General features: G+C 65.2%; 12 protein-coding genes and 1 pseudogene. 8 read left to right on the forward strand and 5 right to left on the reverse strand.

The window, feature by feature from the left end:
- Window positions 1–456: 456 nt before the first annotated feature.
- Both LB518_RS23355 and LB518_RS23360 read right to left on the reverse strand, forming a co-directional pair.
- Window positions 457–1,662, reverse strand: a complete 1,206-nt coding sequence (locus tag LB518_RS23355; RefSeq protein ID WP_224580238.1) for a M14 family metallopeptidase — start codon at window positions 1,660–1,662, stop codon at window positions 457–459.
- Window positions 1,663–1,785: 123 nt separating this feature from the next.
- A complete protein-coding gene (locus LB518_RS23360; RefSeq protein WP_224580239.1) occupies window positions 1,786–2,487 on the reverse strand; it encodes a L,D-transpeptidase in 702 nt (233 codons plus the stop codon).
- A 279-nt stretch (window positions 2,488–2,766) separates the two neighbouring features.
- On the opposite strand from LB518_RS23360, the gene LB518_RS23365 reads away from it, so the two are divergent.
- The 5 genes from LB518_RS23365 (at window position 2,767) to irrA (ending at window position 8,211) form a co-directional block, all read left to right on the forward strand.
- Entirely contained in the window at window positions 2,767–3,684 is a 918-nt protein-coding gene (locus LB518_RS23365) for an outer membrane protein (protein ID WP_224580240.1), read from the forward strand.
- Between the two features lie 68 nt (window positions 3,685–3,752).
- The gene (locus LB518_RS23370; RefSeq protein WP_224580241.1) at window positions 3,753–4,544 is read left to right on the forward strand and encodes a phosphatase PAP2 family protein; all 792 of its coding nucleotides are present in this window, start codon (window positions 3,753–3,755) and stop codon (window positions 4,542–4,544) included.
- Between the two features lie 72 nt (window positions 4,545–4,616).
- Window positions 4,617–5,834, forward strand: a complete 1,218-nt coding sequence (locus LB518_RS23375) for an argininosuccinate synthase (RefSeq protein ID WP_224580242.1) — start codon at window positions 4,617–4,619, stop codon at window positions 5,832–5,834.
- A 162-nt stretch (window positions 5,835–5,996) separates the two neighbouring features.
- Window positions 5,997–7,583 (forward strand): alkaline phosphatase D family protein, encoded by a 1,587-nt coding sequence (locus LB518_RS23380; protein ID WP_224580243.1) that lies wholly within the window; start codon window positions 5,997–5,999, stop codon window positions 7,581–7,583.
- Window positions 7,584–7,761: 178 nt separating this feature from the next.
- On the forward strand, window positions 7,762–8,211 hold the full coding sequence (irrA, locus tag LB518_RS23385; RefSeq protein ID WP_224580244.1) for an iron response transcriptional regulator IrrA: 450 nt from the start codon (window positions 7,762–7,764) through the stop codon (window positions 8,209–8,211).
- Between the two features lie 92 nt (window positions 8,212–8,303).
- Here irrA and LB518_RS23390 read toward each other — a convergent pair whose 3' ends face one another.
- Window positions 8,304–8,789 (reverse strand): acetyltransferase, encoded by a 486-nt coding sequence (locus LB518_RS23390; RefSeq protein ID WP_224580245.1) that lies wholly within the window; start codon window positions 8,787–8,789, stop codon window positions 8,304–8,306.
- Window positions 8,790–8,843: 54 nt separating this feature from the next.
- Window positions 8,844–9,353, reverse strand: coding sequence for an SH3 domain-containing protein (locus tag LB518_RS23395; protein WP_502845878.1), 510 nt, complete (start codon window positions 9,351–9,353; stop codon window positions 8,844–8,846).
- A gap of 257 nt (window positions 9,354–9,610) precedes the next feature.
- Here LB518_RS23395 and LB518_RS23400 point away from each other — a divergent pair, with 257 nt between their 5' ends.
- Window positions 9,611–10,606 carry a 2-hydroxyacid dehydrogenase gene (locus LB518_RS23400; RefSeq protein ID WP_224580247.1) on the forward strand — a complete coding sequence of 332 codons (996 nt, stop codon included), beginning with the start codon at window positions 9,611–9,613 and terminating at the stop codon, window positions 10,604–10,606.
- Between the two features lie 165 nt (window positions 10,607–10,771).
- On the opposite strand, the gene gst is transcribed toward LB518_RS23400, so the two are convergent.
- Window positions 10,772–11,473 (reverse strand): glutathione transferase, Atu5508 family, encoded by a 702-nt coding sequence (gst, locus tag LB518_RS23405; protein ID WP_224580248.1) that lies wholly within the window; start codon window positions 11,471–11,473, stop codon window positions 10,772–10,774.
- A gap of 223 nt (window positions 11,474–11,696) precedes the next feature.
- On the opposite strand from gst, the gene LB518_RS23410 reads away from it, so the two are divergent.
- Entirely contained in the window at window positions 11,697–12,728 is a 1,032-nt protein-coding gene (locus LB518_RS23410; protein ID WP_502845877.1) for an HlyD family secretion protein, read from the forward strand.
- A pseudogene (gene rbbA, locus LB518_RS23415) lies at window positions 12,725–15,444 on the forward strand (ribosome-associated ATPase/putative transporter RbbA). The gene LB518_RS23410 and the pseudogene rbbA overlap by 4 nt, the downstream one beginning before the upstream one ends.
- The last annotated feature ends 11 nt before the right edge of the window (window positions 15,445–15,455 follow it).

Below are 15,455 nucleotides of genomic sequence, written 5' to 3' on the forward strand. Positions count from 1 at the left end.
GCCCCCTTCCCGCGGGCTTACACTTCGCGCATCCCCGCCTCTCGAAGAGGGCGAACCGGTCGTTCCGTTTTGCGGGCGGGGTGCGGAGGCCTTGGCGGGCGGGTGTCACGAGCCCTTTCGCCGGGGCGGCCAAGTCTGAGGCGCCGGTCCGGTACACGCCGGGCAGCGGCGGCGTCCGGCGCGTTTGCCGGGCGTGGTCTTCGCCGTGGGGTGGCTGAAAGCAACGGGAACACCCAGGGTCCCTCAGGAAGACGCCGTCAAACCTTCGCGCGCGGGGCGCCGGACGCCATCATGGGCGGTTCGGGCCTTTCCATTCACACTCTTTGCCGGCGCGCCGCCCGTGCGCCGACGCGCCGTGCGTCCCGCGCACCTCTCATTGCCTCGGCCGCGCGCGGCCGGGGCCGCAGGCGTTGCGTGCCGCGACTGGCGATGATCTGCCGGCGACCGTTCGGCCGCCTATTCCGGATAGGCTTCGGCCCCGCTGGCGGAATCCTGATGAAACAGGATGAACACCAGCGGATTGCCGGGCTCGGCCATCGCGTCGCTGCGCTGGCCCGTCACCACGCCGGCGACGCCGCTCGTATACTCCGCGACGGCTTCGCCGAAGCTGTTGCGCTGGATGGCAACCCTCTGGCCGGGCTGCACCCTCTCGTTGAGCTTGACCAGATGCTCGACGAGCCCGCCCTCGGTGGCGAGGATCGGAAAGGCGCTGTTGCCGGTGAAGACGTTCACGTCCTTGCCGGTCCGCCCCATCGGGCCGGGCAGGATGCCGTGATGCTTGAGGACGTTCAGCGTGCCTTCGATGAACAGCGCGATCATGTCCGAGTCGAGCACGCGCGCGGCGCCGATCTCCGGCGTGAAGGCGGGGATGCCCTCGTCCATGAAGGCGTTGTGCAGCACGCCCGGATAGACGTGATTGTCGTAGATCTGGTCGACGGGATAGAGCTCGATCATCGCCTTGACCGCCGGCACATCCATGCCGCCGATATTGAAGGCCGCGACCTCGAAGCCGGTCGTTCCGGTGTGAAAATCGATCGCGGCATCGGCGTTCGGCCGCAGCAGGCGGCCAAACAGCAGCCCGGCATGGCGGCTAGGAGCGGTCAGGCCGTTCTCGTTGCCCGGCCATTCGCGGTTCAAGTCGATCAGGTCGGCGCCCCGGCCGGAATTCGGCCATCGGCGCTGCATGCCTTCGATCGCCGCGCGGGCAATGTCCGTCACGGCCATCACCGTGCCGGACATCGTCGCCGGATCGAGCGCGTTCATCACGGTCTGGACCGTGTGCACCGAGCTCATCTCGTCGCCATGCACGCCGCTGGTCAGCACGATGCGCTTGCCGGGCTTCGCACCCTTCGCGACGATGACCGACACATACCAATGCTGGCCGGTCGGCATCTCGACGCCCTGGAAATAGAAGAGATGCTTCCGCCCCGGCTCGAGATCGCCGACATCGAGGGCGCTGACGACCTTGCGCCCCTGAATGACGTCGCCGGTATAGACCGTGGCCGAGGATGGGCTGGGCGCGGACGTGGCGGTGGCCGTCGCGGCGCTCTCGGCGCCGGCGGAAGGAGCATAGGCGGTGAGCCCGGCCGACGCGCCGATCGTCGCGACGGAAGCGATCATGAAGTCTCGGCGACCGAGGCGCTCGTCCAGCTTGTCAGACATGCCGCAGATCCTTTCCGCCTCACCGGCCCAGCGTTCCGCTGCCGGCCGCATGAACAGTCCCGGCAGAGGCGGTCCGCTGCATCGGCGGCGAAGGTCGTCGCCTCTGCCCGCAGTAAACCGTCGCTACGACGGCAGCATCACCACCTTGGTGCCGACAGGGGTCTTGTCGTAGAGGTCGATCATGTCCTGCGTGAGCAGGCCCGTGCAGCCCGAGGTGACGCCCTTCCCGATCGATTCGGGATGGATCGTCGCGTAAATCGTGTAGAGCGTGTAGACGCCGTCCTGGTAGAGATAGAGCGTGCGCGCGCCGAGCGGATTGCCGAGGCCGCCGGGCATGCCCTTGGCATATTTGGCTGCTTCCGGCTGGCGCGCGATCATCTCCTTCGGCGGCGTCCAGGTCGCCCATTCGCCCTTGCGGCCGACGATGACGTCGCCATTCCAGCGGAAACCGTCGCGGCCCACATTGGCGCCATAGCGCGTCGCCATGCCGCCCTCCTCGATCCGGTAGACATAGTGGTTCTTGGGATCGATGATGATCGTGCCGGGCACTTCCTTGGTCTCGTAGTGCACGGTGCGGCGGTAATATTTCGGGTCCACCTTCTGGATGGCGACCGCCGGTACAGGGAACTTCTCGTTCGGCAGCGGGCCGTAGACGCGCTGCGCTTCGGCCAGGCTCATGCCGCCGGACATGCAGCCGGCGAGCGACAGGGCCGCAAGGCTCGCGCCCGCGCCAATCAGGAGCGAGCGGCGGCTGACGAAGCCGACCGGACGCTGCGAGACGAGGTCCATGGTGCCGGCGTCGGCATTAAGGCCGTTGATGTTCATGCGTATGGACCTTCCGAATCGTGCGAACCGGCGGGAGAATTACTCGAAATTGCGGCCGCTCTGCGTCTTTTCGCGGGCGAGATTGCCGACAGCGAACGCGGCTGGCAAGACGTGAGCGGCGCGGGCATCCGGCTGCGGCCGGCCCGATCAAATTCTGCCATTATTGCCGGCCGATGTCACATGACAGCCTTAAGCCCTTGGTTGTCATCATTGATCTTGAGGCAGCCGTCATCGTGGCCGCGACGGGCCCGATGGCAACGGGGAAGCTGGGGGACGATCATGACGTTGAGAATTGCGATTTCGGCTGTAGCCGGAACGATGGCGGCTGGGCTTTTCGGCCTGTCCGCAGCCAAAGCGGCGGATGTGTCCGCGGCGCCGCCGGGACCGGCGGAGGTCGCGAAGCCGGCTCCGTTGATGCCGAGCGAGGCGTTCTTCGGCGGTCTCGGCCTTGGCCTCGGCTTCCTGTCGGTCACGGACCAGAGCCTCTATGCGCAGGGTGTTTCGCATATGTACGAAGGCGGCGTCCCCTATGCCTATGGCGCGGCGGCCGGCACCACCTATCCGCCTTCCGGCTCGGACGCGACGCTCTCCGGCTTCGCGCAGCTCGGCTATTACAAGCAGTTCTCGGGCACAGACTGGCTCTGGGGCGCCAAGCTCGCTTATGCCTATCTCGGCGCCTCCAGCTCGGCGAATGGCGTCGCCGTGCCGCAGAACGGGCGCTACTACGGCACCACCAACGGCACGGTCAGCGGTCATGTCGTCTTCGGGTCCTACGAGACGGAGGTCAACCAGCAGATCGCGCTGATGCCCTTCATCGGCCGCAGCTTCGGCCGCGGCTTCATCTATGGCGGCGCCGGCCCGTCGCTGTCGCAGACGACCACCAATCTGAACAATGTCGTTGGCCTCGCCCGCATGAGCGGCAAGACTTACGACATGACAGGCCCGGCGGATGACTTCTCCAGCTCGGACTGGGTCTGGGGCGCGTCGCTGACCCTCGGCGGCACCTACTTCCTCACCCGCGACTGGTTCATCGACGCGAGCTATGCGGTGAATTTCACAGAGGGCGCCAGCGGCGACTTCTCCAGCCCCTTCGTTCGCAACGCCTATGGCTGGCAGGAGACGGGGATTCTCAGCGGCGACTTCTCCAATACCATCACGACGCAGACGCTGTCTGTTTCGATCAACCGCGCCTTCTGAGGCCGGCTCACGCCTTGCCTTCGCCATCAGGGACGGCTAGCCGTCTTCGCGTTTGATGAGGGCGCGCGATGGCGGATGGTGAGGTGAGCGGCGAGAACGAAGGGCGGCGCGCGGCGCGTGCGCCGACCCGTGAACCGCTGCTGTGGGTCGCCCTCTATCTGCTCGGCTGCTCGGCCGTGTTTGTCGCCTTCCCAGCGATCGATATGGCGGTGGCCGGCTGGTTCCACGATCAGAGCGGCTTCCCGGCGACGCAGGTCGCCTCGCTGATGGCGCTTCGTCGGCTCGGCGACCAACTGGTCATCCTCATGCTCGTGGTGCTCGCGGCGAGCGTCATCGGAAAACTGGTCTGGCCGACGCGGCCGATCGCAATCCGGCCGCGCTCGACCATCTTCCTGCTCGCGAGCCTCGCGCTTGGCCCCGGCCTCGTGGTCAACGCGCTGTTCAAGACGTATTCGGGGCGGCCGCGCCCCTATCAGACCGATCTCTTCGGCGGCACATGGACCTTCGAGCCGGCCTGGCATTTCGGCGGCGCCTGCATCTCGAACTGCTCGTTCATCTCGGGCGAGGCCTCGACCGCGATCTGGCTGCTCGCGCCCGTGCTGCTGCTGCCGCGGACGCTGCGGCTGCCGGTCGGCATTCCCGTGGCGCTGGTCGGCCTCGCGCTGTCGTTGAACCGCATCGCCTTCGGCGGCCATTACCTCTCCGACGTGATGCTGTCCTGGGGCATCACGCTCGCCATCGTTCTGGTGCTGCACCGCCTCATCGTCGTGAGCCCGCTCGGCGACCGGATCGATGCGGCGATCGAGCCGGCGCTCGGCCGCGGCGGGCGCAAGCTGCGCGGGATCAGCGGGCGGAAATGAGCTGCGGTTGCCGGCCGGAAGCGCGCATATTATAAGCCGGCCAGCGCAAAACCTCCGAAAGCGGCCCGTTCCATGTCCGACATCAAGAAGATCGTGCTCTCCTATTCCGGCGGGCTCGACACCTCGATCATCCTCAAATGGCTTCAGCAGCAATATCAGGCCGAAATCATCACCTTCACGGCCGATCTCGGCCAGGGCGAGGAGCTCGAGCCGGCCCGCAAGAAGGCCGAGATGATGGGCGTCAAGCAGATCTATATCGATGATCTGCGCGAGGAATTCGTGCGCGACTTCGTGTTCCCGATGTTCCGCGCCAACACGCTCTATGAGGGCACCTATCTGCTCGGCACCTCGATCGCGCGGCCGCTGATCGCCAAGCGCCTCGTCGAGATCGCGCATGAGACGGGCGCCGACGCGATCGCCCATGGCGCCACCGGCAAGGGCAACGATCAGGTGCGCTTCGAGCTCGCCGTCGCGGCGCTCGATCCGAAGCTTGAGGTGATCGCGCCCTGGCGCATCTGGGATTTCAAGTCGCGCACCGATCTGATCGATTTCGCCGAAAAGAACCAGATCCCGGTCGCCAAGGACAAGCGCGGCGAAGCGCCGTTCTCGGTCGACGCCAACCTGCTGCACTCGTCATCCGAGGGCAAGGTGCTGGAAGATCCGGCGGTCGAGCCGCCGCCTTACGTCTATATGCGCACCATCGCGCCGGAGGATGCGCCCGACGCCGCCACCTATGTCGAGATCGGCTTCGAGAAGGGTGATCCCGTCTCGATCGACGGCGTGCATCTCTCGCCGGCAGAACTGCTGACCAAGCTCAACGATCTCGGCCGCGACAATGGCATCGGCCGGCTCGATCTCGTCGAAAACCGCTATGTCGGCATGAAGTCGCGCGGCGTCTACGAGACGCCCGGCGGCACGATCCTCATCGCCGCCCACCGCGCGATTGAGAGCCTGACGCTCGACCGCGAGGCGGCGCATCTCAAGGATTCCATCATGCCCCGCTATGCGGAGCTGATCTACTACGGCTTCTGGTTCGCGCCCGAGCGGCTGATGCTGCAGGCGCTGATCGACAAGAGCCAGGAGCATGTCGAGGGCACGGTCCGGCTGAAGCTCTACAAGGGCAATGTCATCGTCGTCGGCCGCGCCTCGCCGAATTCGCTTTATTCGGACACGCTCGTCACCTTCGAGGACGATCGCGGCGCCTATGACCAGAAGGACGCGGCCGGCTTCATCCGCCTGAACGCGCTCCGCCTCCGCACCCTCGCCGCGCGCGACCACAAGCGCGACTAAAGCGTTTCCAAGCGAAGTGGATGCCGGTTCGCGTGAAGGAAACGCGACAAGGCAAAAGCTCTGATCCTTCGCCGGCGCGTCATCGCTTGGTCACGCGCCGGCCAACCCTCTGTCACCGCAAGGCGGCATGCTGGAAGCATTCCAATCGAAGGGGAATGCACCATGGGCCTCCGCCTCACTGAAAACCGCCTGTCCCGACGGGCCTTCCTGCGATCCACGACGGCAACCGGCCTGCTTGCGCTCGGCGGCGGCCTTGCAATGCCTGGCATCAGCCGCGCAGCCGACCGTCCGGTCGCGACGCATGGCGTCCAGTCGGGCGATGTCGCAGCCGATCGTGCGGTGCTCTGGTCGCGGACCGACCGTCCGTCGCGGGCCGTCTTCGAGTGGTCGACGACGGAGAGCTTCGCCAACCCGACGCGCCTGCCGACGCTGACCGCCCTGCCCGAAAACGACTATGCGGTAAAGATCCTCGCCGAGGGCCTGCCCTCGGATCAGGAGATCTTCTATCGCGTGCTGTTCGCGGATCTCGCCGACCCGAACGTCGTCGCCGAGCCGGTCATCGGGCATCTCCGCACCGCGCCGGCCGGCCTTCGCGACGTCTCCTTCGTGTGGTCTGGCGATACTGTCGGCCAGGGCTGGGGCATCAATCCGGATGCTGGCGGCATGAAGGGCTACGCGACCATGCTGAAGCATGATCCGGACTTCTTCATCCATTCCGGCGACAACATCTATGCCGACGGCGTCATCAAGGCCGAGGTCGACCTGCCCGACGGCACCAAGTGGAAGAACGTCACGACGCCAGAGAAATCCAAGGTCGCCGAGACGCTTGACGAGTTCCGCGGCCAATATCGCTACAACTTCATGGACGAGAATGTCCGCGCCATGTATGCGGCCGTCCCCGTCTTCACCCAGTGGGACGACCACGAGGTCAGCAACAACTGGTCGGATTCGAAGGTGCTCGGCGACGCCTATACCGAGAAGAACATCCATGTCCTCGCGGCACGCGCCGCCAAGGCCTTCCATGAATGGATGCCGATCGCCACGACGCTGGCCGAGCCGCAGCGCGTCTATCGCAAGATCCCGTACGGCCCGCTGCTCGACGTCTTCATGCTCGACATGCGCACCTATCGCGGCCCCAATGGCGACAATCTGGAGCCGGTCGAGGGTGGCGTTGCGGCCTTCCTCGGTGCCGAGCAGCTTGCCTGGCTGAAGCGCTCGCTGCTCGAATCCAAGGCGACGTGGAAGGTGATCGCCGCCGACATGCCGCTGTCGATCGTCGTCTGGAACACCTTCACCGACAACAAGGGCAGCGGCTTCGAGGCCGTGTCCAACAACAATGCCGGCAAGCCGCTCGGCCGCGAACTCGAATTCGCCGACCTGCTGCGCTTCATCAAGGCGGCGGGTATCCGCAACACAGTCTGGCTGACCGCCGACGTGCACTATACCGCCGCCCACTATTACAATCCCGACAAGGCGGCCTTCCAGGACTTCGAGCCGTTCTGGGAATTCGTCTCGGGGCCGATCCATGCCGGCACCTTCGGCCCCAATGATCTCGATATGACCTTCGGGCCAGAACTCAAATTCGTGAAGGCGCCGCCAGCCGGGCAGCAGAACCTGCCGCCCTCGGCCGGTCTGCAGTTCTTCGGTCACGTCAAGATTGATGCGCAGTCCCGCGTGATGACCGTGACGCTGATGGACACGGCCGATACCGCGCTCTGGTCGGTCGATCTGGAGCCGAAGCACGCCTGATCCATCGTCAACCGCTAATCCGGACGGCCGCCAGAGCAATCCGGCGGCCGTTTGCGTTTGCCCGTTTCAACGCGGTTGCTAAACCTGCGTAAGAAAGTTAGGTTAGCGCAGATTGGCTCAAACCCGCGCCATAGAGCCCCTGGCTCACGGCCGCGGACAGACAGATGGACGGCTTTTGATGCGTGTGGATCTGGCGAGGCGTGCAATTCGCACCGACAAGAAGGCGTCGGAGGTGCGGACCGTATTGCGCCATGCCGGCCTGCGGCCGACGCGCCAGCGTCTGGCTCTTGCCGAGATCCTGTTCGGCGAGGGACATCGGCATATTTCGGCCGAAGGGCTGCATGAAGAAGCAATGGGCCATCGCGTGCCCGTCTCGCTGGCCACCGTCTACAACACGCTGCACCAATTCACCGAGGCCGGGCTGCTGCGCGAAGTGGCCGTCGACGGCTCGAAGACCTATTTCGACACCAACACCGACGATCACCACCACTTCTTCATCGAAGGCGAGAACCGGATCGTCGATATCCCCTCCTCCGGGCTTCGCGTCGAAGAACTGCCCGATCCGCTCGCCGGCATGGAAATTTCCCGCGTCGATATCATTGTGCGCCTGCGCAGCAAGGAAAGCTGAGCGGCATTAATCGCGCGGTCTCTCGACGAGAGCTGAAGGCGCGGCAAAGCCCATGCCTTTTTCGTCTGTATGGGCGCGAACCGTCGCCAAACCTAACGCCACGCCCATGTCGGTCGTCCGATGCTGAAGCGATAGATCGTCTCGTCGGCGGCATCGATCCGCTCGACGGCTTTCGCGCCCGCCTCCGCAATCGCCTTCGGCCAGAACCGTTGCGCGGGTTCGTTTCGCGACATGATGCCGAGCTCCCAGATGCCGGGATGCATGCGGAAGATCTTCACCGCGGCGTCCCGCCCGCTTCCGGTTCGCCGCGCAACTGGCGCGATAAAGAATTCCGCCATCGCAAAGTCGGTGCCTTTGCCGGATGGCGACCAGGCATTCACGAGGGCGAAGCCGAAGATCACGTCCCCTTGCCGCAGGAGATAGGGCCAGCGGCGCTCGCGCGGGTCCCAATAGGCATCGAGATAGGGATAGGCGAGATCGACCTCGCCATATGCGGCGAGCTCGGAAAGGCAGTCCGTCAGCAGACCCCGCAGCTGTGCCTTATCCTCCGCAGCGGCTGGTGTGATCCGCAGCGCCATGCGGCCCCCTTCGCAACGTGCTGACCGCGCCTCTCTACGCCGAGCGGCTCTTCGTCAGTCGATCGTCTCGTCGGGGTAGACTCCCCAGAGCCGATCCTGGCGGATCCAACCCCGGAAGCGCGGATCGGCGAGCTGGCACCAGCCCGCCTGGCACTCATTCACCTTCGCGACGACCTTCGGCTGCAAATAGGCCGTGATCTCACCGGTATCATCCGGCTGGGCACGGATCGGCAGCGGATCGCCGGACTGCCAGGGGGCGACAACGGCATTGCGTTTCATGCCGAGCAGGCTGTGGAAAACCCAGCCCTCGGTGCCGTCCGAATCGCGGATGCGGCGCCAGTTGTCGAACTCCTGAATCACTTCGACCGGCAGGCCCGAACGGGTGAACACCCAGGCAATGCGGTAATCGTTGCCCGGCCCGACGCGAACATTGACGCGGCCGGCCTTGAGCGAAACGAAGCGCGGCAAGGGCAGGCCGCTCGGGCCGAGCTTCGGCGCCGCGCCCGCTGCGCCCTGCGCATGAGCGTCGCGACTGCCGGAAAGCGGCAGCACGACGAGGGCCATGACCAGCAACGCCGCGGACGCGCCCTTCCAGAAGGCGCGCCGGCCCGCTGCTGCGAAGTCTCGGAGGTCGTGGTGGTACATGTCGATGCTCATCCCGCGCTCGCCGGGGCCCCTCTCTCCGCTGGCCAGCCGTGCGGCGGACTTGTCGTCCGGTCGCGTCGGGTAGAAGCTTCCGCGGAGGATTTGCCGTGCCCGGCTGTCGGGGACAAATGTGATGGGTCCGTGGTTAACGGGCCCTCAACGGGAAGGGATGAGCGATGAAGAAGAGGCCGCATGTTGTCGTGACGCGCCGCCTGCCCGACGCGATCGAAACGCGCATGCGCGAATTATTCGACACCGAGCTCAACATCGACGACACACCAATGTCGGCCGAGGCGCTCGGCGCGGCCATGAAGCGCGCGGACGTGCTCGTGGCGACGGTCACCGATCGCATCGACGCAGCGCTGATCGCGACCGCCGGACCGCAGCTCAAATTGATCGCAAGCTTTTCCAACGGTTTCGATCACATCGATGTCGAGGCGGCCCTGAAGCGCGGGATCACGGTGACCAACACGCCCGGCGTCCTCACCGAGGATACGGCCGACATGACGATGGCGCTCATCCTCGCCGTTCCGCGCCGCCTGGTCGAAGGCGCGCGCGTGCTGAGCCTCGACCACGACTGGGCAGGCTGGACACCGACCTGGATGCTCGGCCGCCGCGTGACCGGAAAGCGGCTCGGCATCGTCGGCATGGGCCGGATCGGCCAGGCTGTCGCCCGGCGCGCCAAGGCGTTCGGTGTCGCGATCCATTATCACAACCGCCACCGCGTCGCGCAGGCGACCGAAGAGGCGCTCGAGGCAACCTATTGGGACAGTCTCGACCAGATGCTGGCCCGGATGGACATCATCTCGATCAATTGCCCGCGCACGCCCGGCACCTATCATCTGCTTTCGGAGCGCCGTCTGAAGCTGATGCGACCGGAGGCCTATCTCGTCAACACGGCGCGCGGTGAAATCGTCGACGAGGCGGCGCTGATTCGCCTCATCGCGGGCGGATCAATCGCGGGGGCCGGTCTCGACGTCTATGAGCACGAACCGATGGTGAACCCGAAGCTCATCCGCCTGGCGGAAACCGGCAAGGTCGTCCTGCTGCCGCATATGGGATCGGCAACCATCGAGGGCAGGCTGGAAATGGGTGAAAAGGTGCTGATCAACATCCGCGCCTTCTTCGACGGCCACAAGCCGCCCGACCGCGTGCTGCCTTCGATGCTTTGAGCGGGCCGGCTAGGGGCAACCGGTCGTGCAAAAAGTCCAGCGACCAGCGGCCAAGTCGATCCTTGGAGGCCGCCGCGCCTGATGTCGGGCGATGTGGCGGAACAGGCCGGACGCCCGCCGGAAACGAACTCAGGTCTGGATAGACTTAGGCGCAACGTCCGGTGCCTAGTCGTTCAGAATCTTCGCCATGGAGGCGCCAATCTGCCCGCCAGCATAGGCGTCGCCATAATCCTTACGGGCCTTCCCCGACAGTTTGGCGAGCGGCGGTAGTGCAGAAACGCGCAGGCAGAGAGCCGCCGTCATCGGCGCTGTGGTCTCGAAAAGATCGTGAATTTTGCTGAAGCGGTCGACCATCGTGGTCCAGAGCGTAGCGGTGATAACATCAGCAAGGCCAGCCGCCTCGCCGCCCAGAATGTGGCCGGCGTCCTTGTCCAAGCCATAACGTCGGCCAGTCTCTTCCCAAATGCTCATCCACTTTGCGAGCCGGGGCTTATACTCTTCCCAGCGCTTGTGGCTCCACATGTGGTCGCCGCCATTCAGCGTGATTTCGTCGATGACGTCATTCGCATCATTGACGATCTTCATCGTCATGGCGCGCAGCTCAGGCGTGTCCGGCATGAGGTCCAGCGTTTCGCCCAGATAGAGGATGATGGCGGGCATTTCCGCCATAGCCATGTCTGCCTTGTGGTCGATCAGGACCGGCGGCCCCATGAACGGCACGGGCATGGCGTCCACTGGACCAGCCAAAAGCCGCGATATTTTCGCATCCCCACCCTCAGTCCAGCTTTTGCCCGCAAAAGCCAGCACAGCGCGCACAAACTGACCGCGGAAAGGCGCGGACCAGTACAGAAGTTCATAGTCAGCCAAGGTTCATCTCCGTCTCGGTTGGTTGAACAGGAAACGTGCCGGCGGCTGATCGGTCGCGAGGCTCTATGCAGATTTTAACAGCCGCAGCGCGCGTCATCTCGGATGAAATCGTCATCCCGCTTGGCGGAAAATGATCAAGGTCATGGTTGCCACCCCGACGACCGGGCAAGTTGGCAATGAAAGCGCTGATACCGCTTCATCGCCAAACCGCGGAGCTTCCCCCGTGCGACGTTTCAGGCCGCTCTTCCTGGCTTTTTGCCTCTCAACTGCGATAGGCGCTCATCCAGGTCCGACTTTCGCCGCCGACCAGAACGGCATTGGATCGATGCTGCAGGGCCTTATTCAGAAGCTCGGCGGCAAGCGCTTGCCGACCGGCATCGCCGCCGCCAATGGCCGCATCGAGGCCGATCAAATTCTCGTCTCGGCGAAATTCGCCGGCCGCGTCGCCGATGTGCTTGTCAGCGAAGGCGACACGGTCGACGCCGGAGCCATCATTGCGCGCATGGATACGACCGAGCTTGAGGCACAGCTCGCCGGCGCAAAGGCGCAGGTACGCCGCGCCGAGACCGCGATCATCTCGGCCGAGGCAGCGATCGAGCAGCGCAAGAGCGAACTGGCTCTCGCCAAGCAGGAGCTCGACCGCGCCGCGCAGCTGAAGGACAAGGGCTTCGGCACGCAGCAGACGCTCGATCTGAAGCGGTCGACGCTGAATGTCGCGATAGCAGCCACGAATGCCGCCAATGCAAGCCGCGACGATGCCGAGGCCGCTGCCGATGTGGCGCGCGCGGATGTGGCGCGCCTCGAGGCGCAACTGGACGACGCGGTGCTGAAGGCGACGCGGCGCGGACGCGTCGAATACAAGCTCGTGCAATCGGGCGAGGTGGTTGCCGCCGGTGCGCCGATCGTAACGCTGCCCGATCTCGAGAGCGTCTACATGACGGTTTTCGTCCCGGCCAAGGTCGCCGGTCTCCTCGCCGTCGGCAGCGCGACGCGCATCGTGCTCGATCCGGCGCCCGACTATGTGGTGCCGGCGACCGTTTCCTTTGTCGCCGGCAGCGCGCAGTTCACGCCGAAGACGGTGGAAACGAGTGACGAGCGCGAGAAACTCATGTTCCGCGTCAAGCTCGCCATCGCGCCGGCGCTGCTGCGCCAATATGAGAGCTATGTGAAAACAGGCGTGCGCGGCGTCGCCTATATGGCAACCGATGCGGGGCTGGTCTGGCCGGCCGAACTCGATGTGAAACTGCCGCAATGAGCGACCCGGCGATCCGTTTCGCCGGGGTCGAGCATCGCTATGGCAAGCGCGTCGCACTTGCCGGCGTCGATCTCGATGTTCCCTCGGGCATCATGGCCGGGCTCATCGGTCCTGATGGCGTTGGCAAGTCGACGCTGCTCGGCATTGTCGCCGGCGCGACGCGCATCCAGTCCGGCGCGGTGACTGTGCTTGGCGTCGACATGCGCAAAAGTTCCGAGCGGCGGCGCACCGGGGCGCGCATCGCCTATATGCCGCAGGGGCTCGGCCGCAATCTTTATCCGACGCTCTCTATCGCCGAAAACCTCGATTTTTTCGGTCGGCTCTTCGGGCAGGACGAGGCCGAGCGCAAGGCGCGCACCGCCGAACTCCTGGCGGCGACCGATCTCGCGCCGTTCAGCGACCGTCCGGCCGGCAAGCTCTCCGGCGGCATGAAGCAAAAGCTCGGCATCTGCGCCGCGCTCATTCACGATCCCGATCTTCTCATTCTCGACGAGCCGACAACCGGCATCGACCCCATGTCGCGTCGCCAGTTCTGGGAGCTCATCGAAGGCATCCGCGCACGCCGTCCGGGCATGAGCGTCATCGTCGCCACAGCCTATATGGACGAGGCGGAGCGCTTCGACTGGCTGGCGGCCATGCATGACGGGCGCATCATCGCCAGCGGCGCGCCGGACGAAATCCGCGCCCGGACCGGCGAGACGACGCTGGAGCGCGCCTTCGTCGTGCTGCTGCCGGAGGACATCCGTGCCGCCGATACGCCGCTGCCCGATCTGCCGCGCATCGCCGACGACGGCACCCCGGCCATCGAGGCGGAAGGGCTAACACGCCGCTTCGGCACCTTCACGGCTGTCGACCATGTCTCCTTCCGCATCGAGCGGGGCGAGATCTTCGGCTTCCTCGGCTCCAACGGCTCGGGCAAGAGCACGACCATGCGCATGCTCACGGGCCTGCTGCCCGCGAGCGAGGGCGAGGCGAAGCTCTTCGGCCAGGTGCTCGATGCCAACGACATGGAGACGAGGCGGCGCGTCGGCTTCATGTCTCAGGCCTTCTCGCTCTATGGCGAACTGACGGTGCGGCAGAACCTGAAGCTCCACGCCGAGCTGTTCCAACTGCCCATGGAGGCGATCGGCCCGCGCGTCGCCGAGATGCTGGCGCGCTTCGCGCTCGTCGATGTCGCCGACCAGCGGCCGGACAGCCTGCCGCTCGGCATGCGCCAGCGGCTCCAGCTCGCGGTCGCGCTCGTGCACCGGCCCGAGATTCTCATTCTCGACGAGCCGACCTCCGGGGTCGACCCCGTGGCCCGCGATGGTTTCTGGCGCATTCTGCTCGACCTCTCGCGGCGGGAAGGCGTCACGATCTTCCTCTCGACCCATTTCATGAACGAGGCGGAGCGCTGCGACCGGATCTCGTTGATGCATGCCGGCAAGGTGCTGGCCGTCGGCAGCCCCGCCGAGCTCAAGACCGCGCGGGGCATGACCTCGCTCGAGGACGTCTTCATCGCCGTGCTCGAAGAGGCCGGCATGGGGCAAGGCGCGGGCCAGGGCGTGGCAGCAGCGGCCCCCGAGACCTTCATCGTGGAAACGCCTCGCCGCTTCGATCTGCGCCGCCTCTCCGCCTATTTCTGGCGTGAGGCGCTGGAGATCGCGCGCGATCCGGCTCGGCTGGTCTTCGCCTTTCTCGGTCCGCTGCTGCTCCTTCTCACGTTCGGTTTCGGCATCTCCTTCGATGTCGAACATCTGCGCTTCGCCGCCTTCGACCAGGACAAGAGCACCGAAAGCCGCCAGTTGCTCGAGAGCTTCCAGGGCTCGCGCTATTTCGACGAGCAGTCGCCGATCACCGCGCCCGAGGGCATCGATCAGCGCCTCAAGAGCGGCGATATCGCGCTCGCCATCGAGATCCCTCCGGATTTCGGCCGGGATCTCGTGCGCGGGCTTTCGCCTGAGGTCGGTATCTGGATCGATGGCGCGATGCCTTTCCGCGCGGAGACGATGCGCGGCTATGTGAACGGCCTCGCGCAATCCTATCTCGCCGATGCGACGACGCGGCAGAAGGGCACCGAGAGCTCGGCCTATCCGATCTCTCTCGAAACACGCTTTCGCTACAACCAGGCCTTCAAGAGCACCAATGCCATCGTGCCGAGCGTCATCGTGCTCGTGCTGGTGCTCATTCCCGCCATCATGACGGCGATCGGTATCGTCAAGGAGAAGGAGACGGGCTCGATCACCAATTTCCAGTCGATGCCGGTCACCAAGGTCGAATTCCTGCTGGGCAAGCAACTACCCTATGTCGTCATCGCCTTCCTGAACTTCCTCATGCTGGTCCTGCTCGCGCGCTTCATCTTCGCCGTGCCCGTGACCGGCTCCTTCGCGATGCTCTCGGCCTCTACGCTCGCCTATGTTTTGGCGACGACCGGGTTCGGGCTCCTCGTCTCGTCCTTTGTCTCGAGCCAGGTGGCGGCGATCTTCGCCACAGCCATCATCGCGATCATTCCGGCCGTCAACTTCTCGGGCCTCCTCGTGCCCGTCTCCTCACTGTCGGGCAGCGGACGCCTCATCGGCCTTGCCTTCCCGGCGGCCTGGTATCAACCGATCAGCGTCGGAGTCGTCGTCAAGGGGCTCGGTTTCGCGGAGCTCTGGCCAAACCTTCTTGTGCTCGTTCTTTCGGCCTCGTCTTCATCGGCGCCTCCATCGTGGCGCTTCGCAAGCAGGGGGCCTGAAATGAAGCTTG

The sequence above is a fragment of the Mesorhizobium sp. BR1-1-16 genome, assembly GCF_020165495.1.
In the GTDB taxonomy this organism is placed as follows: Bacteria; Pseudomonadota; Alphaproteobacteria; order Rhizobiales; family Kaistiaceae; genus Kaistia.

Bases quoted from the DNA above. Each gene is read 5' to 3' on its own strand.
- LB518_RS23395 (WP_502845878.1), bottom strand. From the start codon at position 9,353: ATGGCCCTCGTCGTGCTGCCGCTTTCCGGCAGTCGCGACGCTCATGCG.
- LB518_RS23365 (WP_224580240.1), top strand. From the start codon at position 2,767: ATGACGTTGAGAATTGCGATTTCGGCTGTAGCCGGAACGATGGCGGCT.
- LB518_RS23380 (WP_224580243.1), top strand. From the start codon at position 5,997: ATGGGCCTCCGCCTCACTGAAAACCGCCTGTCCCGACGGGCCTTCCTG.
- irrA (WP_224580244.1), top strand. From the start codon at position 7,762: ATGCGTGTGGATCTGGCGAGGCGTGCAATTCGCACCGACAAGAAGGCG.
- LB518_RS23390 (WP_224580245.1), bottom strand. From the start codon at position 8,789: ATGGCGCTGCGGATCACACCAGCCGCTGCGGAGGATAAGGCACAGCTG.
- LB518_RS23375 (WP_224580242.1), top strand. From the start codon at position 4,617: ATGTCCGACATCAAGAAGATCGTGCTCTCCTATTCCGGCGGGCTCGAC.
- LB518_RS23360 (WP_224580239.1), bottom strand. From the start codon at position 2,487: ATGAACATCAACGGCCTTAATGCCGACGCCGGCACCATGGACCTCGTC.
- LB518_RS23370 (WP_224580241.1), top strand. From the start codon at position 3,753: ATGGCGGATGGTGAGGTGAGCGGCGAGAACGAAGGGCGGCGCGCGGCG.
- LB518_RS23355 (WP_224580238.1), bottom strand. From the start codon at position 1,662: ATGTCTGACAAGCTGGACGAGCGCCTCGGTCGCCGAGACTTCATGATC.
- LB518_RS23400 (WP_224580247.1), top strand. From the start codon at position 9,611: ATGAAGAAGAGGCCGCATGTTGTCGTGACGCGCCGCCTGCCCGACGCG.